This is a genomic window from Microbacterium sp. MEC084 (assembly GCF_004514465.2).
Lineage (GTDB): Bacteria > Actinomycetota > Actinomycetes > Actinomycetales > Microbacteriaceae > Microbacterium.
In genome coordinates, this window is sequence record NZ_MYFP02000017.1 from 14625 (window position 1) to 34839 (window position 20215).

A 20215-nucleotide genomic window follows, 5' to 3' on the forward strand; every position below is an offset into this window, starting at 1 on the left:
ATCTCTGTATCGGCCGGGCTTAGATCTCGTCGATCGAGGCGGACTCGAAGCGGCTCGAGATGTTGATGCCGAGCTCCTCCGCCGCGCGGAAGGCCTCGTCGTCGGTGTCGCGGAGGTTGACCGCCGTGCCGTCGGCCGAGAGCACCTCGACGTTCAGGCAGAGCGACTGCATCTCCTTCATGAGCACCTTGAACGACTCGGGGATGCCGGGCTCCGGGATGTTCTCGCCCTTGACGATCGCCTCGTACACCTTGACGCGGCCGAGGATGTCGTCGGACTTGACGGTCAGGAGCTCCTGCAGCGCGTACGCCGCACCGTAGGCCTCGAGGGCCCACACCTCCATCTCACCGAAGCGCTGGCCGCCGAACTGCGCCTTACCACCCAGCGGCTGCTGCGTGATCATCGAGTAGGGACCCGTCGAGCGCGCGTGGATCTTGTCGTCCACGAGGTGGTGCAGCTTCAGGATGTACATGTAGCCGACCGAGATCGGGAACGGGTACGGCTCACCCGAGCGGCCGTCGAACAGCTGGGTCTTGCCCGAGCTGTCGATGAGGCGGTCGCCGTCGCGGTTCGGCAGGGTCGAGTCGAGCAGACCCGCCAGCTCCGCCTCGTGCGCGCCGTCGAACACCGGGGTCGCGACCTTGGTGCGCGGGGCGGCCTCGAGGGCCTCCTCGGGCAGGTGCTTCGCCCACTCCGGCATGCCCTCGATCTTCCAGCCCTGCGCCGCGATCCAGCCGAGGTGCAGCTCGAGCACCTGGCCGAAGTTCATGCGGCCGGGGACGCCGAGCGGGTTCAGGATGATGTCGACCGGCGTGCCGTCGGCGAGGAACGGCATGTCCTCGACCGGCAGGATCTTCGAGATGACGCCCTTGTTGCCGTGGCGGCCGGCGAGCTTGTCGCCCTCGGTGATCTTGCGCTTCTGGGCGATGTAGACCACGACGCGGCGGTTGACGCCCGAGCCGAGCTCGTCGTCGCCCTCCTCGGCGTTGAACTCCTTGACCGCGATGACGGTCCCCTGCTCACCGTGGGGCACCTTCAGCGACGTGTCGCGGACCTCGCGGCTCTTCTCGTTGAAGATCGCGCGGAGCAGGCGCTCCTCGGCCGAGAGCTCGGTCTCGCCCTTGGGCGTGACCTTGCCGACGAGGATGTCGCCGGGACGCACCTCGGCGCCGATGCGGATGATGCCGCGCTCGTCGAGGTCCTTCAGCAGCTCCGGGCTGACGTTGGGGAGGTCACGCGTGATCTCCTCCTTGCCGAGCTTGGTGTCGCGGGCGTCGACCTCGTACTCCTCGATGTGGATCGAGGTGAGGGTGTCGTCCTTCACCAGGTTCTGGCTGAGGATGATGGCGTCCTCGTAGTTGTAGCCCTCCCAGTTCATGAACGCGACCAGGAGGTTCTTGCCCAGCGCGAGCTCGCCGTTCTCGGTGGCGGGGCCATCCGCGATGACCTCGCCGACCTCGACGCGGTCGCCCGCGTCGACGATCACACGCTGGTTGTAGTTGTTGCCCTGGTTCGAGCGGTCGAACTTGCGCAGGAAGTAGTCGCGCGTGCCGCCCTCGTCGAGCTGCAGGCGGACGTAGTCGGCCGAGACCTCGACGACCACGCCGGCCTTGTCGGCGATGAGCGTGTCACCGGCGTCGATCGCGGCGTAGTTCTCCATGCCCGTGCCGACCAGCGGCGCCTCCGAGCGGAGCAGCGGCACGGCCTGGCGCTGCATGTTCGCACCCATGAGGGCGCGGTTCGCGTCGTCGTGCTCGAGGAACGGGATCAGCGACGTGCCGACCGACACCATCTGGCGCGGCGAGACGTCCATGTAGCCGATCTCCTCGGCGGGGACCAGGTCGACCTCGCCGCCGACCTGACGCGCGAGCACGCGGTCCTCGGCGAACGAGCCGTCGGCCTTCAGCGGCGCGTTGGCCTGGGCGACGATGTACGCCTCCTCCTCGGCAGCCGTGAGGTAGTCGATCTCGTTCGTGACCTTGCCGTCGACCACGCGACGGTAGGGCGTCTCGATGAAGCCGAACGAGTTGATCCGCGCGAACGAGGCGAGCGAGCCGATCAGACCGATGTTCGGGCCTTCCGGCGTCTCGATCGGGCACATGCGGCCGTAGTGCGACGGGTGGACGTCGCGGACCTCGACGCCGGCGCGCTCACGCGACAGACCGCCGGGGCCCAGCGCCGACAGGCGGCGCTTGTGGGTCAGGCCCGCGAGCGGGTTGTTCTGGTCCATGAACTGCGACAGCTGCGACGTGCCGAAGAACTCCTTGATCGCGGCCACGACGGGGCGCACGTTGATCAGGGTCTGCGGCGTGATCGCCTCGATGTCCTGCGTGGTCATGCGCTCGCGGACGACGCGCTCCATGCGCGACAGACCGGTGCGGACCTGGTTCTGGATGAGCTCGCCGACCGCGCGGATGCGGCGGTTGCCGAAGTTGTCGATGTCGTCGACCGACAGGCGCAGCTCGGCGGGCTTGCCGCCCCGCACGCCCTCGAACGTCTCGTCGCCGCGGTGCAGGCGGACGAGGTACTTGATCGTCGCGACGATGTCCTCGACGGTCAGCACCGAGTCGCTCAGCGGACGGTCGATCCCGAGCTTCTGGTTGATCTTGTAGCGACCCACCTTGGCCAGGTCGTAGCGCTTCGGGTTGAAGTAGAAGTTGTCGAGCAGCGCGCGGGCGGCCTCGGCGGCCACCTGCTCGCCCGGACGGAGCTTGCGGTAGATGTCGCGGAGCGCGTCCTCCTTGGTGAGGATCGTGTCCTTCGCGAGGGTCTCCTCGATCGACGCGATGCCGGCGAACTCGGCGAGGATCTCCTCGCTGGTCATGCCGAGGGCCTTGAGGAAGACCGTGACCGACTGCTTGCGCTTGCGGTCGATGCGGACGCCGACCTGGTCGCGCTTGTCGATCTCGAACTCGAGCCACGCGCCGCGGCTCGGGATGACGCGCGCCGACACGATGTCCTTGTCGGACGTCTTGTCGGGGGTCTTGTCGAAGTAGACGCCGGGCGAGCGCACGAGCTGCGACACCACGACACGCTCGGTGCCGTTGATGATGAACGTGCCCTTGTCGGTCTGCAGCGGGAAGTCGCCCATGAAGACCGTCTGGGTCTTGATCTCACCGGTCTGGTGGTTCATGAACTCGGCCTCGACGTAGAGCGGGGCCGCGTAGGTCTTGCCGCGGTCCTTGCACTCCTCGATCGAGTACTTCTCGGGCTCGAGGTACGGGTTCGTGAACGAGAGCTGCATGGTCTCGCTCAGGTCCTCGATCGGCGAGATCTCCTCGAAGATCTCCTCGAGTCCGCTCCGCTCGGGGACGTCGTTGCGGCCGGCGGCCTTGGCCTCGGCGACGCGGGCCTTCCAGGCCTCGTTGCCGACCAGCCAGTCGAACGACTCGGTCTGCAGCGCCAGCAGGTCGGGGACCGTGAGCGTGTCGGAGATCTTGGCGAACGAGAGGCGGGATGCCCCGCGGCCGTTCTTGGGAGTGGTGGTGGTTGCGTTGCGCGCAGCAGCCAAGGGGATTACCTCCATGAGCGACCGTGGCGGGGCCGCTGAGTTCCTTGTCGACAGGTGAGGTGCGACTCCGTACATCCCGTACACCCAGACCACACGCCGCTATCTGCGGGGATCATGAGCACCAGCCGACCACCATATGAAGGCATGGGGGAATCCAAGGAGCGCAAATACCCACTATAGGACGCCCGACACGCGTTGTCCAGCGGATCCTTGACGAAGGTTCCCCCCTCCGGTATAAACCCGCGCGATTCCGGGTCGCGGGCCGCTCGTTGAGCGACGGTCGTCCAGCGGCGGCGCCGGACGGCGGGGGCGAGACTGCAACGCCCGCGCGAGACTGCATCCCCGGCGCGAGCCCGCAGTGGTCCGCTGCTGTCTCGGCGGAGGGATGCGGTCTCGCGATCGCGGCGGCCGCGCGTCGATCGACCTCGCGTCACCGACGGCGGAGGACGGCGTGGGCGAGGAGGCCCGCGGCGAGCGCCCAGAAGGCGGCGCCGATGCCGAGGATCGAGATGCCGCTCGCGGCGACGACGAACGCGATCGCGGGCGCGATGCGGCCTCCGTCCTCGGCCATGGCGGCGCGCAGGGACGAGGCGAGGGTCGGGATGAGCGCGACGCCGGCGACCGCGGCCAGGACGACCGGCGCGACGCCCACCAGCGTGGTGATCGCGGTCGCCAGGGCCGCGAGGACGAGATAGAGGACCGCGGCGACGCGCACGGCCCGCCAGCGCTCCGCCTTGTCCGGATGGGCGTCGGGGGAGGCGGCGAGCGCCGCGGTGATCGCGGCGAGGTTGATCGCGTGGCCGCCGAAGGGCGCGCCGAGGACGGTGCCGACGCCCGTGACCGCCATGCTCTCGCGCCACGGGGCGCGGTATCCGTACGAGCCGAGCACCGCCGCGCCGGGGACGTTCTGCGACGCCATGGTCACGATGTACAGGGGCAGCGCCAGACCCAGCACCGCTGACCAGGTGAAGGCGGGTGCCATCGGCTCGAGAACCGGGAGGACGGGCCCATCCGCACCCCCGCGCACGACCGCCTCGATGGCCAGGATCACCAGGCCGACCGCGAAGGCCGCGGGCGCCGCCCAGGTGGGGGCGAGCCGCATCAGGACGAGCCAGACCAGGATGACCGGCGCGACGGCGAAGGGATCCTCGACGACGCCGCGCACCGGCGCGAGGCACAGGCCGACGAGAACTCCCGCGAGCATGGCCTGGGCGATCGGCGCGGGGATGGCGGCGACGAGCCGCGACAGCCCCGGCCACAGGGCCGTGAGCACGATGAGCACGCCCGCGACGAGGAAGGCGCCCACCGCGGCGGGCCATCCGCCCTCGGGCACCGCGGCCGTGGCGAGGAGCGCCGCGCCGGGCGTCGACCAGGCGAGGACGACGGGCATCCGGGTGCGCTGCGCGAGCCACAGCATGCCGAGCGCCTGGGTGAGGCACAGCGCGACGAGCCCGGAGGCGGCCTGCGCGCGCGTCGCGCCGACCGCCTCGAGCCCGGTCAGCACCACGGCGGAAGAGCTCGCGAAGCCGACGAGCGCGGTCGTCACGCCGGCGAGCGCGATCCGTCCCCGTTCCATCCGGCCAGGCTATGGGGTTCGATCGGTCGGGATGTTTCATGACGTTTCGACTCCGCTTCGCTCCGCTCAACGACCGAGAGTGAGGGCTCGCTCGCTCAACGACCGAGGGTGAGGGGGAGCCGTACCCTGAGACGCATGGGGCGGCAGCGGCGGGGCGAGGCGGAGACGCCGTCGGCGCGGCTGTCCGACGGGCGGATCGCGCGGATCATCCCGAGCCCGTACGTCGCGGGGTATGAGGTCGACGTCGACGGGACGCCGCAGTCCCACGTGGATCCGTCGGACCCGCGCCACCTGCACTTCGAGTACGTCGCGCGGATGGGCGCCGTGATCGACCAGCTGCCCGAGGGGCCGCTCACCGCGGTGCACCTCGGCGCGGGCGGGCTGACGATCCCGCGGTACATCGAGGCGACGCGGCCGGGCTCGCGGCAGCAGGTGATCGAGATCGAGCAGGCGCTCGTCGACCTGGTGCGCGAGAACCTGCCCCTGCCCCGAGGCGCGAGCATCCGGATCCGGATCGGCGACGCGCGCGACGGGCTGTCGCGCCTGCCTGCGGCGATGGCCGGATCCGTCGACCTCCTGGTCTCGGACGTGTACTCGGGCGCGCAGACCCCCGCGCACCTGACCACCGTGGAGTTCTACCGCGCGGCCGCGCGCCTGCTCGCGCCGGGCGGCGTCCTGCTGGTGAACGTCGCGGACGGGTCGGGGCTGGCGTTCGCGCGCCGCCAGGTGGCGACCATCCGCGAGGTGCTGCCCGAGGTCGTCGTGCTCGCCGAGGTGCAGGTGCTCAAGGGCCGGCGGTTCGGCAACCTCGTGATCGCGGCGTCGGCCGCTCCCCTGCCGACCGAGTGGCTGCCGCGGCTCATGGCGGCGGGCCCGCATCCGGCGAAGGTGGCGCAGGGAGCCGAGGTGGCGGCGTTCATCCAGGGCGCGCGTCCCGCGGTCGACGGCGACGCGACCGACTCGCCGAAGCCGAGCCAGGTGCTGTTCGAGCGCTGACCGATCCGGATGTCCTGGGCGTGCCCTGCTGCGGCTCGCGGATGTCTCGGGGACACTGGACAGGCGGGTCGCGAGGGACGCGAGACATCGCGAGCGCGGGAAGGGAGCCAGGCGAGTGAGCTACATCCACGGGTACGACAACGAGTCGCTGCGTGAGATCGTCGACCCCGTTGAGTGCGCCCGCCGCCTGGACGAGATCGGCCACCTGCGCAGCCTTCCGGCGATGCTCGAGCAGGTGTGGCTGCTGAAGGTGCTCGGCCGCCTCGACGAGTCGCTGCCGCTGTCGGAGCAGGCGGTGCGCCTGGCGCGCATGTCGGGCACGCGGAAGGACCTGCTGCGCGCCCGCATCCTGCACGCGAGCGTCAACCACTGGCTCGGCAAGCACGCCGCGGCCGAGGCGGAGCTGTCGACCTGCATCGACGAGGCCCTCGGCCAGAGCTGGAACAGCATCGCCGCGTTCGCGCTCTCGCACCGCGGCAAGAACCGCTACGACGCGGGCGACATCCACGGCGCACGCGCCGACTTCAAGCAGACGCTGTTCCTGCGCCAGGAGTCCGGCGCCAGCGATGAGGAGCTCGAGCCCGTCGTGCAGTGCATCGAGGCGGCCGACCGGCGCCGCCACCAGAGCGCCATCGCCTGACGCGCGGCGGCCGGTGCGCCGGATGTCCGACGCCCCGGATAGCGTTTCGGATGTGTCGGATCTGGAGCGCGTGCGGGTCTGGGCCAACGCCCTGATCGTCCATCACCTCGATCCGGCGTGGACGTTCGGCTTCGACAACGCCAAGCGCCGCGCCGGACTGTGCGACTACACGCGCAAGCGCATCTCGGTGTCGCGCTACCTGGCCGCGCGCTACGACGACGAGACCAACCACCAGACCCTGCTGCACGAGGTCGCGCACGCCCTCGCCGGTCCCGCCGCGGGCCACGGCCCCGAGTGGAAGCGCGTCGCGCGCGAGCTGGGCTACGTGGGCGGCACGACGCATCACGGCGAGACCGCGAACGAGCTCGCCCCCTGGGTGGGGGTCTGCCCAGCCGGCCACACTGCGTACCGGCATCGCCGCCCGACGCGCGCCATGTCGTGCGCCAAGTGCTCGCCGCGGTTCGACGCGCGTCACGCGTTCGCCTGGGCGCGCCGCGAGATCACCGCGGCGACCCGGCTGGCTGCGGCGACTCCGCGGTGACGCCTCCGGGCCGCCGGGCGGAGCAAGCACCAGCGAGCTCCGCTCGACGACCGGGGCTCACGCGGGAGCGAGCTCCTCGGCCACGGCCGACGGGCGCGCGCCGCGCGCGGTGCGCGCCGAGCGGTCCACCGCCTTCGCGGCCGCCAGGATGCTCAGCACCGCATAGAACGCGATGAACGCCGACAGCAGCCAGGTGTCACCCCCGGCCCACTGCACGAACAGCACCGCGAGCAGCGGCGTCAGGCCGTTCGAGAAGATGCTGCCCACCTGGTACCCGAGCGAGACGCCCGAGTAGCGCAGGTCGGTCGGGAACTGCTCCGCGAACCATGCCGCCTGCGGTCCGTAGATCGCGTCATGGAGCACGTTCATCCCGAGCACGAACACCGCCCACACCCAGATCGGGGAGCCGGACTCGAGGATCCCGAAGAAGGGCCACACCAGGATGCCGATGCCGGCCGCCGCCGCGATCGCGATCGTGCGGCGCCCGTACCGGTCGCTCAGCCAGCCCCACAGCGGGGTGGTGAAGACGCTCAGGGCCGCGACCGCGATCAGGATGGTCACGCCGATCTGCGCGTCGCCGCGCTGCTCCTTCAGGTAGTTCAGCGAGTACACGGTCAGGATCGAGAACCACGCGGGCTGCACGAGGCGCAGGCCGATCGTCACGAGCACTCCGCGCGGCGCCTCGCGCAGCACGGCCACGACCGGCAGCCGGCGGACCTCGCCGGCCTCACGCAGGCGCTGGAACTCGGGGGCGTCCTCGACGCCGAGCCGGATCACCAGGCCGATCACGACGAGCACGGCGCTCGCGAGGAACGGCACGCGCCAGCCCCACGCCGCGAACGCCTCGGGACCGAACGCCGCCTGAGCCACCGCGAGTGCGCCCGTGGCGAGCAGCAGGCCCGCGGCCGAGCCGACCTGCGTGAAGGAGCCGAAGAACCCGCGGCGCCGGTGGGACGCGTGCTCGGTCGACAGGAGCGCGGATCCGCCCCACTCGGCGCCCACGGACAGGCCCTGCGCCAGACGCAGCACGACCAGGCCGATGACCGCTCCGATGCCCCACACCTCGTAGCCCGGAAGGAGGCCGATCAGGAACGTCGCCACGCCCATGAGGATCAGCGAGTACACGAGCAGACGCTTGCGGCCGATCCGGTCGCCGAGGTGGCCCGCGATGATGCCGCCCAGCGGCCGGGCGGCGAATCCGACGCCGTACGTGGCGAATGCGGCGATCAGGCCGACCGTGGGGTCGGTGGACGGGAAGAACGTCGCGCCGAACACCAGCGCGGAGGCCTGCGCGTAGATGTAGAAGTCGTACCACTCGATGGTCGTGCCGACGAAGCTCGCGGCGAGGACGCGGCGGGTCGCCGCGGGGCTCGGCGTAGTGGCGGCCGGCGCGCTCGGGGCGTCGGTTCGGACTGCGCTGGTCATGGCGTCTCCTTTCCGGGGGTCCTCCCGAGCGTGCTGGCCGCCCGGATCCGTCGGCAAGGGCGCGCGCAACACGGCGTCGTGCGACGTAACGCAGCGTCACGGAGAGCCCTCTCCGGTCACTGGGCCGGGTCAGGATGGAGGCACCGCTGCCGCCGTCCGAGGGAGACTCATGCCCGTTCGCCCGCCGCTCCGTCTCGCCGCGTTCGTGATGGACACGGTCTCGCACATCCAGCACGGGCTGTGGCGTCACCCCGAGGCGCGCCAGCACGAGTTCGACGACGTGCGGATGTGGATCGACCTGGCGAAGACGCTCGAGCGCGGCCGGTTCGACACCCTGTTCTTCGCGGATGTGGTGGGCCTGTACGGCCCGGCCGACGGCGACTACACCGTGAACGCGCGCGAGGGCCTGCAGGTGCCCAACGCCGATCCGTCGATCCTGGCCGCGGCGCTGGCGACCCACACCGAGCACCTCGGGCTGGCGTTCACGAGCTCGGTGCTTCAGGCGCATCCGTTCGAGTTCGCGCGGCGCGTGTCGACGCTGGACCACCTGTCGCGCGGCCGGATCGGATGGAACATCGTCACGAGCGCGCTCGACGGCGCCGCGCGCAACTTCGGCCACGACCGGCTCGAGGAGCACGACGAGCGCTACGCGTGGGCGCAGGAGTACGTCGACGTCGTCGCCAAACTCTGGGAGGGCTCGTGGGACGACGACGCGTTCCGCGCCGACAAGGCGGCGGGCGTCGTGTCGGACGCGTCCGGCATCCACCGGATCGACCACGTCGGGCAGCGCTACCGGGTCGCCGGGCCGCACCTGTCGAAGCCCTCGCCCCAGCGCACGCCCGTGCTGTTCCAGGCGGGCTCGTCGCCGGCCGGACGGGCGTTCGCGGCGCGCAACGCGGAGGCGCAGTTCATCCTGACATCCACGCGCGAGAAGACCGCCGAGCTGATCGCGTCGACGCGCGCCGACGTCGCGGCGGCCGGGCGCCTGCCCGAGGACCTGCTGTTCTTCCTGGGCCTCACGTTCGTGATCGGGTCGACCGAGGAGGAGGCCAGGCGCCGCTCCGCCGAGATCGACGAGCTGCTGTCGCCCGACGGGTTCCTGCTGCACTCGAACCTCGGCTACGACCCGGAGACGGGCGCCGCGCTGGATCCCGACACTCCCCTGTCGCAGGTCAAGACGCAGTTGGGCCAGTCGCACCTGCAGTGGCTGCGCGAGGCGTCCCCGGACCGCGAGCCGACGATCCGGGATCTCGCGGGACTGTCGGCGAAGCTGCGGGCGCGGGTCGTCGGCACCCCCGAGCAGATCGCCGACGAGCTCGAGCAGTGGCAGGACATCGGCGTCGACGGCATCAACGTCATGAACTGGTGGCTGCCGGGCAGCTACGAGGAGTTCGTGGACCACGTCGTGCCCACGCTGCAGGATCGCGGCCTCGTGCAGCGCGAGTACGCGGAGGGCACGCTGCGGCGCAAGCTCTTCGGCCACGACCAGCTGCCGGATCGCCATCCCGCGCGCCGCTGGCGGAGGGCGTTCTCGTGAGCCTCGTAGAGCGCTTCGCGCCGCTGATCGACGAGGTCCGCGAGGGAGCGGTCGAGCGGGAGCTCGCGGATGCCGCTCCGCACGACGTCGTGCGGTCGCTGGCGGACGCGGGGATCGGGGCGGTCCGGCTGCCCGAGGCGGGCGGCGCGTCGATCGCCGACACGATCGAGCTGGTGATCGCGCTCTCGGCCGCGGACTCCAACGTGGGGCACCTGCTGCGCAGTCACTTCGGCTTCGTGGAGCTCGTGCTGCGGCGGGCGCCGGGCTCCGACCGCGACGAGTGGATCCGGCGGATCGCCGGGGGCGCGCTGGTCGGCAACGCCACGAGCGAGCTCAGCGGCACGACGCTGGCCGACATCAGCACCGCCGTGACGGAGGACGACGAGGGCTGGCGGCTCGACGGGCGCAAGTTCTACTCCACGGGCACGGCGTACTCCGACTGGGTGTACCTCGCCGCCGCGCGCGACGGGCGGCGGGTCACGTTCGCGGTCCCGACCGACGCCACCGGCGTCCGCGTGCTCGACGACTGGGACGGCTTCGGCCAGCGCCAGACGGCGAGCGGGACGACCGTGTTCGACGGCGTGCGCGTCGACGAAGCCGACTTCGCGGTGTACGGCGAGGGGCCGCTGACGCACATCCAGGCCTTCTACCAGCTGTACCTCGTGGCCGTGCTGGCGGGCATCGCGGACGAGGTCGTGCGGGACGCCGCCGCGTTCGTCCGCCCGCGCACGCGCAGCTACGTCCACGCGAACACCGCGCGCCCGGCGGACGACCCGCAGGTGCTCGAGGTGGTCGGGCGGCTGTCGACCGCGGCGTTCGCCGTGCGGGCCGCGACGCTCGAGGCCGCGCGGGGGCTGGATGCCGCCGTCGCGGCGACCCCGCCGGGAGAGCCCGTGGATCGCGGCCTCCTGGAGCGGGCCGAGGTCGCCGTGTACCGCGCGCAGGTGCTGGCGACCGACGAGGTGCCCGCCGCGGCGACCCGCCTGTTCGAGATCGGCGGCGCGTCGGCGACCGAGCGCACCAGGGCCCTGGACCGCCACTGGCGCAACGCGCGCGTGGTCGCGAGCCACAACCCGGCGGTGTTCAAGGCCCGCACGATCGGCTCCTGGGAGGTGTCGGGACGGAGCCCACTCGACGCGTGGATCCGCTACGAGACGGTCGGACCGACGCGGTTCTGAGCCGGCGGCGGCTTCAGGGGTTTCGACTCGGTCGCTTCGCTCCCTCGCTCAACCACCACAGGGTGGGACCAACCCCCAAGGTCGTTGAGCGGAGCGAGCGCCAGCGAGCGGAGTCGAAACGCGACGAACCTCCGGGCGGCACACGCCAGCGGCGGCTTCGAGGGTTTCGACTCGCTCGCTCCGCTCCCTCGCTCAACCACCACAGGGTGGGACCCCCGGCGGGCGACACAACGCAGGAGCGGACGGACGGCTGCACCTACGCGCGCGGCCGGGAGTACTCGAGCTCGGGGCGGCCGCGGGAGCCGTGACGCGGGGCGCGGACGGCCACGCCGCGGTCGGCGAGGTGCTCGAGGTAACGGCGGGCCGTGACCCTGGAGAGGCCGAGCGCCTCGGCGACCTCGCTGGCCGAGCGGGCCTGCTCGCTCGCGGCGAGCAGCTCCGACACGGCGTCGAGCGTCTCCTCCGACAGTCCCTTGGGCAGTCCCGGGGCGTTCGAGGTGCGCAGCGCCGCGAACGCGCCATCGACCTCGCGCTGGCTCAGCGTCGACACGGGGGCGGTCATCCGGTCGGAGAACGCGCGGTACGCCGCGAGCTTCTGGGCGAACACCTCGAACACGAACGGCTTGATCAGGTACTGCACGACGCCGACCGCGACCGCCTGCCGCACCGCGTCGAGCTCGCGCACGGCGGTGACCGCGATCACATCGACCACCAGGCCGGATGCCCGCAGCTCGCGGCACAGCGTCAGCCCGTGCCCGTCGGGCAGGTTGAGGTCGAGCAGCAGAAGGTGGATGCGCTCGCCACGGGCCACCGCGTCGCGCAGCTCTCGGCGGGCGGCGCTCGCGGTGTGGGCGATGCCCGCCAGCTCGAAGCCCTCGATCCGGCCGACGTACTCGCCGTGCGCGGCGGCGGTGCGCGGATCGTCCTCGACCACCAGCACGCGGATCATCGCGCGACCCCCGTGGGCTGCGCGACGGGCCCGATCGCGGGCGCCCCGGGCGCCGGCAGGATCGCCGTGAACACGGCGCCGCCGCCCGGCGCCGAGGTCACCTCGATCGTACCGCCGAGGCCCTCGACCACCTGGCGCACGAGCGTGAGCCCGTAGCCGTGGGCCTGCGACTCGGCGTCCTTCGTCGAGTACCCGCGACGGAAGATCCGCTCGCGCTCCTCCTCGGGCACGCCGTCGCCGCTGTCGGTCACCTGGAACACCAGCGACCCGTCGTCCGCGCTCGCGAGGTACACCTCGACCCACGCATCGGTCTGCCCGGTGCGGGCGGCGCGGCGCGCGGCGGCGTCGATCGCGTTGTCGATCAGGTTGCCCAGGATGGTCACGACGTCGGCCGGCTGCAGGCCCTGCGTGCCCGGGGCGAGGTGGGTCTCGAAGTGCATCTCGACCGCGCGCTCGTGCGCCTGCGCGGCCTTGCCGAGCATGAGCGCCGCGATGACCGGCTCGTCGACGGCGTGCAGCACCCGGTCGGCCAGCCGCTGGCCGAGGTCGCGCTCGGACGCGGCGAACCGCAGCGCCTCGTCGGGCCGGCCGAGCTCGATGAGCGACGCGATCGTGTGGAGGCGGTTGTCGAACTCGTGCGCCTGAGCGCGCAGCGCATCCGAGATCGTCCGCACGCTCGACAGCTCGCCCGTCACGCGCCGCAGCTCGGTGCGGTCGCGCAGGGTCAGGATGTCGGCGTCGCGGCCCGCGAGCTCGGTCCCGTCGCGCGCGACGAGCAGGTCGCGGCCGGCGAGCCGCACGACCTCCTCGCGGTCGGCGCCCGTCAGCAGGTCGCGGACGCCATCCGGCAGCCCGGGGTCGTCGACCGCGAAGGGCGGCGTGCGCGCGAGGTCGAGCATCCGGGTCGCCTGGTCGTTGGCGAGCACGACGCGCGGCGGCTCCCCCGGGCGGCGCTCGATCAGGAGCAGCCCCTCCTCGAGCGAGTGCAGCACGGCCTCGTGCGCCGCGAACAGCCGGGCGAGCTCGTCGGCGTCGCGGCCGTCGGTCACGCGGTCGAGCCGCCGGAACAGGCCCCACGCGGCGAGCGCGCCGAGCCCGACCACCACGACCGTGAACAGCCCGACCAGCTGCAGCCGCACGAGGATCGCGTCGGTCACGTTCTGCAGCGTGACGCCGGCCGACACGAGTCCGACGATGTCGCCGCCCGAGCGCACCGGCGTGACCGCGCGCACGGAGGGACCGAGCGTGCCCTCGTAGACCTCGGTGAACGTCTCGCCCGCCAGAGCGGGCTCGATGGTGCCGAGGAACCGCCCGCCGATCCGTTCCGGGTTCGCGTGCGTGTAGCGCGTGCGGTCGGTGTCCATGATCGTGACGTAGTCGACGTCGGTCGCGCGCAGGATGCCCTCGACGTACGGCTGCAGCACGGACGACGCCGCGGCGACCGAGCCGTCGCGGTCGCTCGCCGCGCGCTCGTGCGCCGCGGCGACCGCCTCGATCACGGTGGGGTCGATCGCGAGCGTCGTGGCGAGATCCGCGCTCGTCTCGGCCGCGCGCTCGTGGGCCGATGTGTGGGCGTCGTACGCGAGCCCCGCGAACACCACGGCCGCCCCCGCGAGCAGCACGAGCGCGAACTCGATCAGGAACCGGCGCGCGATGCTGCGGCGGCGCTCCCGGATGGGCCGCGCCGCCTCCGCCGGATCGCCGCGTCGGGACATGCTCCCCATTGTGACCGCCCGCCGGCCGCCCCGCCCGGTCGGCGCCGGTGCCGGCCGAGAACACTATGCACGCAAATATCCACGGCGGCGGCCGTCCCGAGAGGATCGGGGCGCACGCCGACGGCGCTGTGCATCCGCCCCATCCGGGCGGAGCGGGCGCCCCGACCCGAGGAGACCCCCATGGCAATGACGCCAACGGCCGCGAAGAGCACACGCGGCATCGACAAGCAGCACTGGCTCTACATCGCGGTGATCGTCGCCGTCGTGGCCGGCATCGCGGTGGGCCTGATCTGGCCCGAGCTCGGCGCCTCGCTGGCCTGGATCGGCAAGGGCTTCGTCGCGCTCATCAAGATGATGATCGCGCCGGTGATCTTCTGCACGATCGTGCTCGGCATCGGCTCGATCGCCAAGGCCGCCACGGTCGGCAAGGTCGGCGGGCTCGCGCTGGCCTACTTCCTGGTGATGTCGACCTTCGCCCTGCTGATCGGCCTGGTGGTCGGCAACATCCTGCACCCGGGCGAGGGCCTGCAGCTCGGCAACACGGGATACGAGGTCGAGGGCGAGGCGCAGTCGACGACCGACTTCATCCTGGGCATCATCCCGACCACGCTGGTGTCGCCGCTCGTGGGCGAGTCGGTGCTGCAGGTGCTGTTCGTGTCGCTCCTGGTCGGCTTCGCGCTGCAGCAGCTGGGCTCGCGCGGCGAGCCGGTGCTCGACGCCATCCGGTCGTTCCAGACCGTGGTCTTCCGCGTGCTGACGATGGTGCTGTGGGTGGCCCCGATCGGCGCGTTCGGAGCGATCGCCGGCGTCGTCGGCGCGACCGGATGGGGCGCGGTCGTCTCGCTCGCGACCCTGATGGTCGGCTTCTACGTGACGTGCATCCTGTTCATCGGCGTCGTGCTGGCGGCGGTGCTGTGGTTCGCGGCGCGGATCAACATCTTCTCGCTCATGAAGTACCTCGGCCGCGAGTACCTGCTGATCGTGAGCACCTCGTCGAGCGAGTCGGCGCTGCCGCGCCTGATCGCCAAGATGGAGCACGTCGGCGTCTCGAAGCCCGTGGCCGGCATCACGGTGCCGACCGGCTACTCGTTCAACCTCGACGGCACGGCGATCTACCTGACCATGGCGTCGCTGTTCATCGCGACCGCGATGGGCACGCCGCTCACGGTGCCCGAGCAGATCGGCCTGCTGGTCTTCATGATCATCGCGTCGAAGGGCGCCGCGGGCGTGACCGGCGCGGGCCTGGCGACGCTGGCCGGCGGCCTGCAGACCTACCGCCCCGACCTGGTCGACGGCGTCGGCATGATCACGGGCATCGACCGCTTCATGTCGGAGGCCCGCGCGCTGACCAACTTCACCGGCAACGCCGTGGCCGCCGTGGTGATCGGCGCATGGACCAAGGAGTTCGACCGCGACCGCGCGCTCGAGGTGCTGCGCGGCGACCTGCCGTTCGACGAGCGCACCATGGTCGGCGACGGCCACGGCGAGGTGCCCGAGGGCCGGATCGAGGACTCGCTGCTGGAGCTGCCGGAGGACGGCCAGGGCCCGTCGCCCATCTCGGCGCCCATCCCCACGGGGGCGTCGCGGCGCTGATCCGACGCGAGGGGGACGATGGCGGCGGTCCGGGGGGACCGCCGCCATCGGCATGTATGAGGAGGTCGACCGTCGTGCGAGCGCAGCGAGCGTGGAGCGAAGCGAGTCGAAACGGCGCCGCGGCTCCCGACCGGTCGGGAAGCTCGGCCGCGTTTCGACTCCTCGCTGGCGCTCGTCGCTCAACGAGCACGGCGGGGGCCTCAGAGCGCCCGATACACCCCGTCGCGCAGGACCGGGACCGCGTCGAGGTCGTCGACCTTGGCTGCGGCGCGGACCTGCTCGTGCCGCGGGTCGCCCTCGAGCTCGCGGCCGGAGCCGCTCGCCGTGAGCAGGTGCTTGACGGCGCGGCGCAGCGCGGCGAACGACTCCGCGGCGGCCACGGCCTCGGGCGACGAATGGTCGATCCCGAGCGGGGTGAGCGCGTCGATCACGGCGCCCGCGCCGAGGTGGTCCTCGACCGCGAAGCGCAGGTCGCCCTCGGGCGTGCGCTCGCCGGCGGCGATGACCGCGATGCTGGTGCGGGCGCTGCGGCGCTCCTGCTCGGCCTTGATCGCGCGCGCGACGGCCGAGGTGTTGCGCAGCGCGGCCGCCAGGACGAGCGGGCGCTCGCCGTCCTCGCGCGGCGGCAGCTCGGCCAGCTCCCGCGAGATCGCGCCGCCGTTGGGGCACCGCGACTCGGCGACGACGACCTCGCCGCCCTCGGCGACGGTCGCGGCCGCGTTGGAGGCGAACCGGATGACGTCCACGACGACGTACACGTCGGCGGGCGCGAGGCGACGGAGCCCCTCGAGGCCCCAGTCGAGGCGGACCTGGTAGCTGGACTGATCGAACGGCGAGCTCACGGATCCCAGCGTAGGGCGCATCCGAAGCCGGCCGATCCCGTGTGTCGCGGGGCGTCATCCGCACCCGTGTCTCACTTCGGCGCGGAATCGGGGCCGGATTCCGCGTTGAAGTGAGACATGGATTCGGGGATGACGCGACGCGGGGGCGGATGCCAGAGTGGCGGCATGCGGATCCTGCAGAAGCTGGTGCTCGACATCGATGCGGATGCAGCGTGGCGCGCGCTGCACTCGCCGGCCGCGCTCGCCGAGCTCTACGGCCCCCTGCTGCGGGTGGAGGCGATGGCGGCCGACGGCCTGCCGGTCCGGTGGGAGCACGGCTCGGACGCCCCGGTGCGCTACTCGACCGCGGGCCTCGGGCTCGGCGCGCACCTGATCTCGATGCGCGACCGGACGAAGACCGACGCGAACGGCCCCGTGCGGATCCTGCGCGACGCCGGCATCCCACTGACGGGCCCGCTCGCCGGCCTCGACGCGTGGGACCACCAGATGGCCGTCGCGCCGCTGCCCGGCGACCCGTCGCGCACGCTGTGGCGCGAGCGCCTCGTGATCCGCGGGGCGGTCGCGCCGCTCCTGTGGCCGGCCCTGTGGGCCGTGTGGCAGTGGCGCGGCGCGCGCCTGAAGCGCCTCGCCCCGACCTGGGCGTACGACGGGGAGCCGGTCGAGCCGGACGCCGCGGATGAGTGAGATCGCCGTCCGGCGGGCGCTGCCGGACGACGCCGAGGGCCTGGCGAGGGTGCACGTCCGCACCTGGCAGATCGCGTACGCGGGGCTCGTGCAGCAGGCGGTGCTGGACTCGCTCGACATCGCGGCCCGCACCACGCGCTGGCGCGCCATCCTGGAGGGCCTCGACCAGCAGGGGCGGACGTGGGTTGCCATCGAGGGCGACGAGGTGATCGGCTTCAGCTCGTCGGGACCGGCGCGGGGCGACGACCCGCCCTGGCCGCTCGAGCTGTGGGCCCTGTACGTGCACCCGAAGCGGCACGGCTCAGGCGCCGGTGCACTGCTGGCCGACGCGGCCCTCGGCGAGCTGCCCGCGTTCCTGTGGGCGCTCGAGGGCAACGCCCGCGCCATCCGGTTCTACGAGAAGATCGGCTTCGCGCTGGACGGCGCCCGCAAGGACGACGAGGTCGGCGGCGTCACGCTGCACGAGCTCCGGATGGTCCGCGGCATCTGAGCGGTCACGCGCCCGTCCGTGCGACACAACGCAGGACCTGGGCGGGGGTGACGGCGTGTCGGGCCCGAGAACAGGCCGAACACGCCCGGGATGCGCGAGAAGTCCTGCGTTGTGTCGGAGACAGTGACGGCCGCGCGCCGGATGCCCGACGCATCCGGCGCGCGGAGCCTCACTCGGCGTGCAGCGCCTCGACCGGGACCACGCGGGTCGCGAGGCGCGTCGGGACGACCGCCGCCACGAGTGTGAGCGCGGCCGCCGCGACGACCACCGCCGCCACGAACAGCCACGGCACGGCGGGCATCACGATCGCGCCGCCCGGCGCGCCCACGACCAGCGACACGGAGCCGAGCACGGACTGCGCGCCCACCCAGCCGTAGAACACCCCGAGCACGAGCCCGAGCGCGACCGACGCGAGCGTGATGTGCGTGGCCTCGAGCAGCACCATCCGTCGGATCTGCGCGTTGGACAGGCCGAGAGCGCGCAGCAGGCCCAGCTCGCGGCGGCGCTGGACGACGCCGATCGTGAGCAGGTTCACCAGACCCACGGCGGCGATCACGGCCGAGACGCCGACGAGCACCATCATCACGGCGGCGAACTGGTCGAGCACCGGGATGCGGCCGAGGTCGAGCCCCTGCGAGTTGGCCGCGAGCACGGCCTGCGCGCTCTCCGCCGCCACGGCGAACATCGTCACGAGGGTCACGCCGACCGTGACGCCGATGCCCATCCGGCTGGTGCGCCCGGGGTACCGCAGCGCGTTGTCGGCCGCGAGCCGGGCGACGGCCGAGTCGCCGAACGCCCGCCCCACGAGCCGCAGCACGGGCGGCATCACGACGGTGGATCCGACCACCAGGCCCGTGAACGACAGCAGGCCGCCGAGGAACGCCGGGAGCACGCCGAGGGGCGTCACGGCGCCGAGCACGACGCCGCCGACGAGCAGCAGCGTGCCGGCGCCGACCAGCACCGCCGCCGGGACGTTGCGCGCGGGCCGCGAGAACTCGTCGTGCGCGCGCTCGACCGATCCGCCGAGCGCCTGCAGCGGCGTCACCGTGAGCACGCGGCGCGAGCCCACCCACGCGGCGGCCCACGTCGTGAGCGTCACGATCGCGGCCGGCACAAGCAGCCACGCCTGCGCGACCTCGTATCCGGTGTCTCGGATGACCGCGGTCGCCACCGCGACGCCGCCCGCGGCGAGCGCGACGCCGACGGCGAGGCCGAGCGCCGCGCCGATCGCGCCCACGACCAGGCCCTGGCGGGCGACCTCCACGCGCTGCGAGCGCGCGGTCGCGCCGATCAACCGCATCAGGGCGATCCGCCGCGTGCGGCCCGCGACGATCGTCGAGAACGTGTTGGCCGTCACGATCGCGGCCACGTACAGCGCCAGCAGAAGCAGGATCCCGCTGAGGATCGCGATCACGATGAGCAGCGTCTCGGAATCGCCGATGTACGGGTCGGTCGCGAGCAGGGCGCCGAGGAATCCGGTCGCGCTGAGGAGCAGCACTCCGAACGCGCTCGACAGCGCCGCGACCAGGATGCTCGCCCCCATGCCCCGCTCGCGCAGGAACGCCAGGCCGGCGGCGCGCGGAGCCGTGGCCGAGGTGTCCGGGACGACGGTGGCGATCGCGGCGCTCATCGCGCCACCGCCGACGCAACCGCCGGCACCGCCGCCGCGACGGGGGCCGCCTCGGCCGAGAGCATGTGGGCCGAGATCTGCTCGGCGGTCTGGCGGGGCTTGTCGGCCGCGATGCGGCCGTCCGCGAGGAACAGCACGCGGTCGGCGTGGCTCGCGGCGATCGGGTCGTGCGTGACCATCGCGATGCTCTGCCCGTGCTCGCGGCTCGCGGTCGCCAGCAGCGCGAGCACCTCGCGGCCGGTGCGGGAGTCGAGGTTGCCCGTGGGCTCGTCCGCGAACACCAGGTCGGGCGCCGTGGCGAGGGCGCGGGCGATCGCCACGCGCTGCTGCTGGCCGCCGCTGAGCTCGTGCGGCCGGTGGCCGAGGCGCGGGCCGAGGCCCAGCGACTCGATCAGCCCGTCGATCCGGGCCCGCTCCGCGGGCGAAGGCCGCCGCCCGTCGAGGTCGAACGGCAGCAGGATGTTGCCGCGCACGTCGAGCGTCGGAACGAGGTTGAACGACTGGAACACGAAGCCGACGCGGCGGCGGCGCAGCAGCGTCAGCTCGGTGTCGCGCAGGACCGTGATCTCGGTGTCGCCGATCCAGGCGCGGCCGGCGCTGGGCGCATCCAGGCCCGCCATGATGTGCATCAGGGTCGACTTGCCCGAGCCGCTGGGGCCCATGATCGCGGTGAACTGACCGCGCCGGATGCCGACGCTGACGTCGTCGAGGGCGCGCACCACGCCGTCGCCCGCGCCGTAGGTCTTGCTGAGGTTCTGGACGCGGGCGGCGAGGCCGAGGTCCGTGGTCGTGATCTCCATACCGGCGACGCTACGGAGCGGGACGGGGGCGGCGGATCGGCCGGCGGGGGCATCCGCGTACATCGCGGGGATGATCCTCGGGGCCCCCTCCGTCGACACAACGCAGGA

General features: G+C 72.5%; 16 protein-coding genes. 8 read left to right on the forward strand and 8 right to left on the reverse strand.

Going from position 1 to position 20215, the window contains the following annotated elements; all coding sequences use genetic code 11:
* Positions 1-19: 19 nt before the first annotated feature.
* Together B5M43_RS12215 and B5M43_RS12220 are read right to left on the reverse strand one after the other, a co-directional pair.
* Positions 20-3511, reverse strand: a complete 3492-nt coding sequence (locus B5M43_RS12215) for a DNA-directed RNA polymerase subunit beta (RefSeq protein ID WP_230668038.1) — start codon at positions 3509-3511, stop codon at positions 20-22.
* 430 nt (positions 3512-3941) lie between these two features.
* Positions 3942-5087 (reverse strand): benzoate/H(+) symporter BenE family transporter, encoded by a 1146-nt coding sequence (locus B5M43_RS12220; RefSeq protein ID WP_134746131.1) that lies wholly within the window; start codon positions 5085-5087, stop codon positions 3942-3944.
* 135 nt (positions 5088-5222) lie between these two features.
* Here B5M43_RS12220 and B5M43_RS12225 point away from each other — a divergent pair, with 135 nt between their 5' ends.
* The 3 genes from B5M43_RS12225 (at position 5223) to B5M43_RS12235 (ending at position 7264) form a co-directional block, all read left to right on the forward strand.
* A complete protein-coding gene (locus tag B5M43_RS12225) occupies positions 5223-6083 on the forward strand; it encodes a spermidine synthase (RefSeq protein ID WP_134746132.1) in 861 nt (286 codons plus the stop codon).
* A 115-nt stretch (positions 6084-6198) separates the two neighbouring features.
* The gene (locus B5M43_RS12230) at positions 6199-6723 is read left to right on the forward strand and encodes a hypothetical protein (protein WP_134746133.1); all 525 of its coding nucleotides are present in this window, start codon (positions 6199-6201) and stop codon (positions 6721-6723) included.
* Positions 6724-6775: 52 nt separating this feature from the next.
* Positions 6776-7264: a SprT-like domain-containing protein gene (locus tag B5M43_RS12235; protein ID WP_134746134.1), complete on the forward strand. Its 489-nt coding sequence runs from the start codon at positions 6776-6778 to the stop codon at positions 7262-7264.
* A gap of 57 nt (positions 7265-7321) precedes the next feature.
* Here the strand turns inward: B5M43_RS12235 and B5M43_RS12240 are convergent, their stop codons facing one another.
* Complete coding sequence (locus tag B5M43_RS12240) at positions 7322-8689, reverse strand: MFS transporter (RefSeq protein ID WP_134746135.1); 1368 nt, start codon at positions 8687-8689, stop codon at positions 7322-7324.
* Between the two features lie 169 nt (positions 8690-8858).
* Here B5M43_RS12240 and B5M43_RS12245 point away from each other — a divergent pair, with 169 nt between their 5' ends.
* Complete coding sequence (locus B5M43_RS12245; protein ID WP_134746136.1) at positions 8859-10226, forward strand: LLM class flavin-dependent oxidoreductase; 1368 nt, start codon at positions 8859-8861, stop codon at positions 10224-10226.
* Positions 10223-11404 carry an acyl-CoA dehydrogenase family protein gene (locus tag B5M43_RS12250; protein WP_230668039.1) on the forward strand — a complete coding sequence of 394 codons (1182 nt, stop codon included), beginning with the start codon at positions 10223-10225 and terminating at the stop codon, positions 11402-11404. Before B5M43_RS12245 ends, B5M43_RS12250 begins: the two co-directional genes overlap by 4 nt.
* A 256-nt stretch (positions 11405-11660) precedes the next feature.
* Here the strand turns inward: B5M43_RS12250 and B5M43_RS12255 are convergent, their stop codons facing one another.
* Both B5M43_RS12255 and B5M43_RS12260 read right to left on the reverse strand, forming a co-directional pair.
* A complete protein-coding gene (locus B5M43_RS12255) occupies positions 11661-12353 on the reverse strand; it encodes a response regulator (protein ID WP_134746137.1) in 693 nt (230 codons plus the stop codon).
* Entirely contained in the window at positions 12350-14068 is a 1719-nt protein-coding gene (locus B5M43_RS12260) for a sensor histidine kinase (protein WP_055992067.1), read from the reverse strand. Before B5M43_RS12260 ends, B5M43_RS12255 begins: the two co-directional genes overlap by 4 nt.
* 180 nt (positions 14069-14248) lie before the next feature.
* Here B5M43_RS12260 and B5M43_RS12265 point away from each other — a divergent pair, with 180 nt between their 5' ends.
* Positions 14249-15661 carry a cation:dicarboxylate symporter family transporter gene (locus tag B5M43_RS12265; RefSeq protein WP_230668040.1) on the forward strand — a complete coding sequence of 471 codons (1413 nt, stop codon included), beginning with the start codon at positions 14249-14251 and terminating at the stop codon, positions 15659-15661.
* A 200-nt stretch (positions 15662-15861) separates the two neighbouring features.
* Here the strand turns inward: B5M43_RS12265 and B5M43_RS12270 are convergent, their stop codons facing one another.
* The gene (locus tag B5M43_RS12270) at positions 15862-16503 is read right to left on the reverse strand and encodes a 2-phosphosulfolactate phosphatase (RefSeq protein ID WP_230668041.1); all 642 of its coding nucleotides are present in this window, start codon (positions 16501-16503) and stop codon (positions 15862-15864) included.
* 165 nt (positions 16504-16668) lie between these two features.
* Between B5M43_RS12270 and B5M43_RS12275 the strand changes: the two genes are divergently transcribed.
* Positions 16669-17187 (forward strand): hypothetical protein, encoded by a 519-nt coding sequence (locus B5M43_RS12275; protein ID WP_055992063.1) that lies wholly within the window; start codon positions 16669-16671, stop codon positions 17185-17187.
* Complete coding sequence (locus B5M43_RS12280) at positions 17180-17677, forward strand: GNAT family N-acetyltransferase (RefSeq protein WP_134746139.1); 498 nt, start codon at positions 17180-17182, stop codon at positions 17675-17677. Before B5M43_RS12275 ends, B5M43_RS12280 begins: the two co-directional genes overlap by 8 nt.
* A gap of 169 nt (positions 17678-17846) precedes the next feature.
* Here B5M43_RS12280 and B5M43_RS12285 read toward each other — a convergent pair whose 3' ends face one another.
* Both B5M43_RS12285 and B5M43_RS12290 read right to left on the reverse strand, forming a co-directional pair.
* Positions 17847-19307, reverse strand: a complete 1461-nt coding sequence (locus B5M43_RS12285; RefSeq protein WP_134746140.1) for an ABC transporter permease — start codon at positions 19305-19307, stop codon at positions 17847-17849.
* Positions 19304-20107 carry an ABC transporter ATP-binding protein gene (locus B5M43_RS12290; protein ID WP_055992493.1) on the reverse strand — a complete coding sequence of 268 codons (804 nt, stop codon included), beginning with the start codon at positions 20105-20107 and terminating at the stop codon, positions 19304-19306. Before B5M43_RS12290 ends, B5M43_RS12285 begins: the two co-directional genes overlap by 4 nt.
* Positions 20108-20215: the final 108 nt, after the last annotated feature.

Bases quoted from the DNA above. Each gene is read 5' to 3' on its own strand.
- B5M43_RS12265 (WP_230668040.1), top strand. From the start codon at position 14,249: ATGGCAATGACGCCAACGGCCGCGAAGAGCACACGCGGCATCGACAAG.
- B5M43_RS12260 (WP_055992067.1), bottom strand. From the start codon at position 14,068: ATGTCCCGACGCGGCGATCCGGCGGAGGCGGCGCGGCCCATCCGGGAG.
- B5M43_RS12275 (WP_055992063.1), top strand. From the start codon at position 16,669: ATGCGGATCCTGCAGAAGCTGGTGCTCGACATCGATGCGGATGCAGCG.
- B5M43_RS12255 (WP_134746137.1), bottom strand. From the start codon at position 12,353: ATGATCCGCGTGCTGGTGGTCGAGGACGATCCGCGCACCGCCGCCGCG.
- B5M43_RS12290 (WP_055992493.1), bottom strand. From the start codon at position 20,107: ATGGAGATCACGACCACGGACCTCGGCCTCGCCGCCCGCGTCCAGAAC.
- B5M43_RS12245 (WP_134746136.1), top strand. From the start codon at position 8,859: ATGCCCGTTCGCCCGCCGCTCCGTCTCGCCGCGTTCGTGATGGACACG.
- B5M43_RS12240 (WP_134746135.1), bottom strand. From the start codon at position 8,689: ATGACCAGCGCAGTCCGAACCGACGCCCCGAGCGCGCCGGCCGCCACT.
- B5M43_RS12220 (WP_134746131.1), bottom strand. From the start codon at position 5,087: ATGGAACGGGGACGGATCGCGCTCGCCGGCGTGACGACCGCGCTCGTC.
- B5M43_RS12280 (WP_134746139.1), top strand. From the start codon at position 17,180: ATGAGTGAGATCGCCGTCCGGCGGGCGCTGCCGGACGACGCCGAGGGC.
- B5M43_RS12225 (WP_134746132.1), top strand. From the start codon at position 5,223: ATGGGGCGGCAGCGGCGGGGCGAGGCGGAGACGCCGTCGGCGCGGCTG.
- B5M43_RS12285 (WP_134746140.1), bottom strand. From the start codon at position 19,307: ATGAGCGCCGCGATCGCCACCGTCGTCCCGGACACCTCGGCCACGGCT.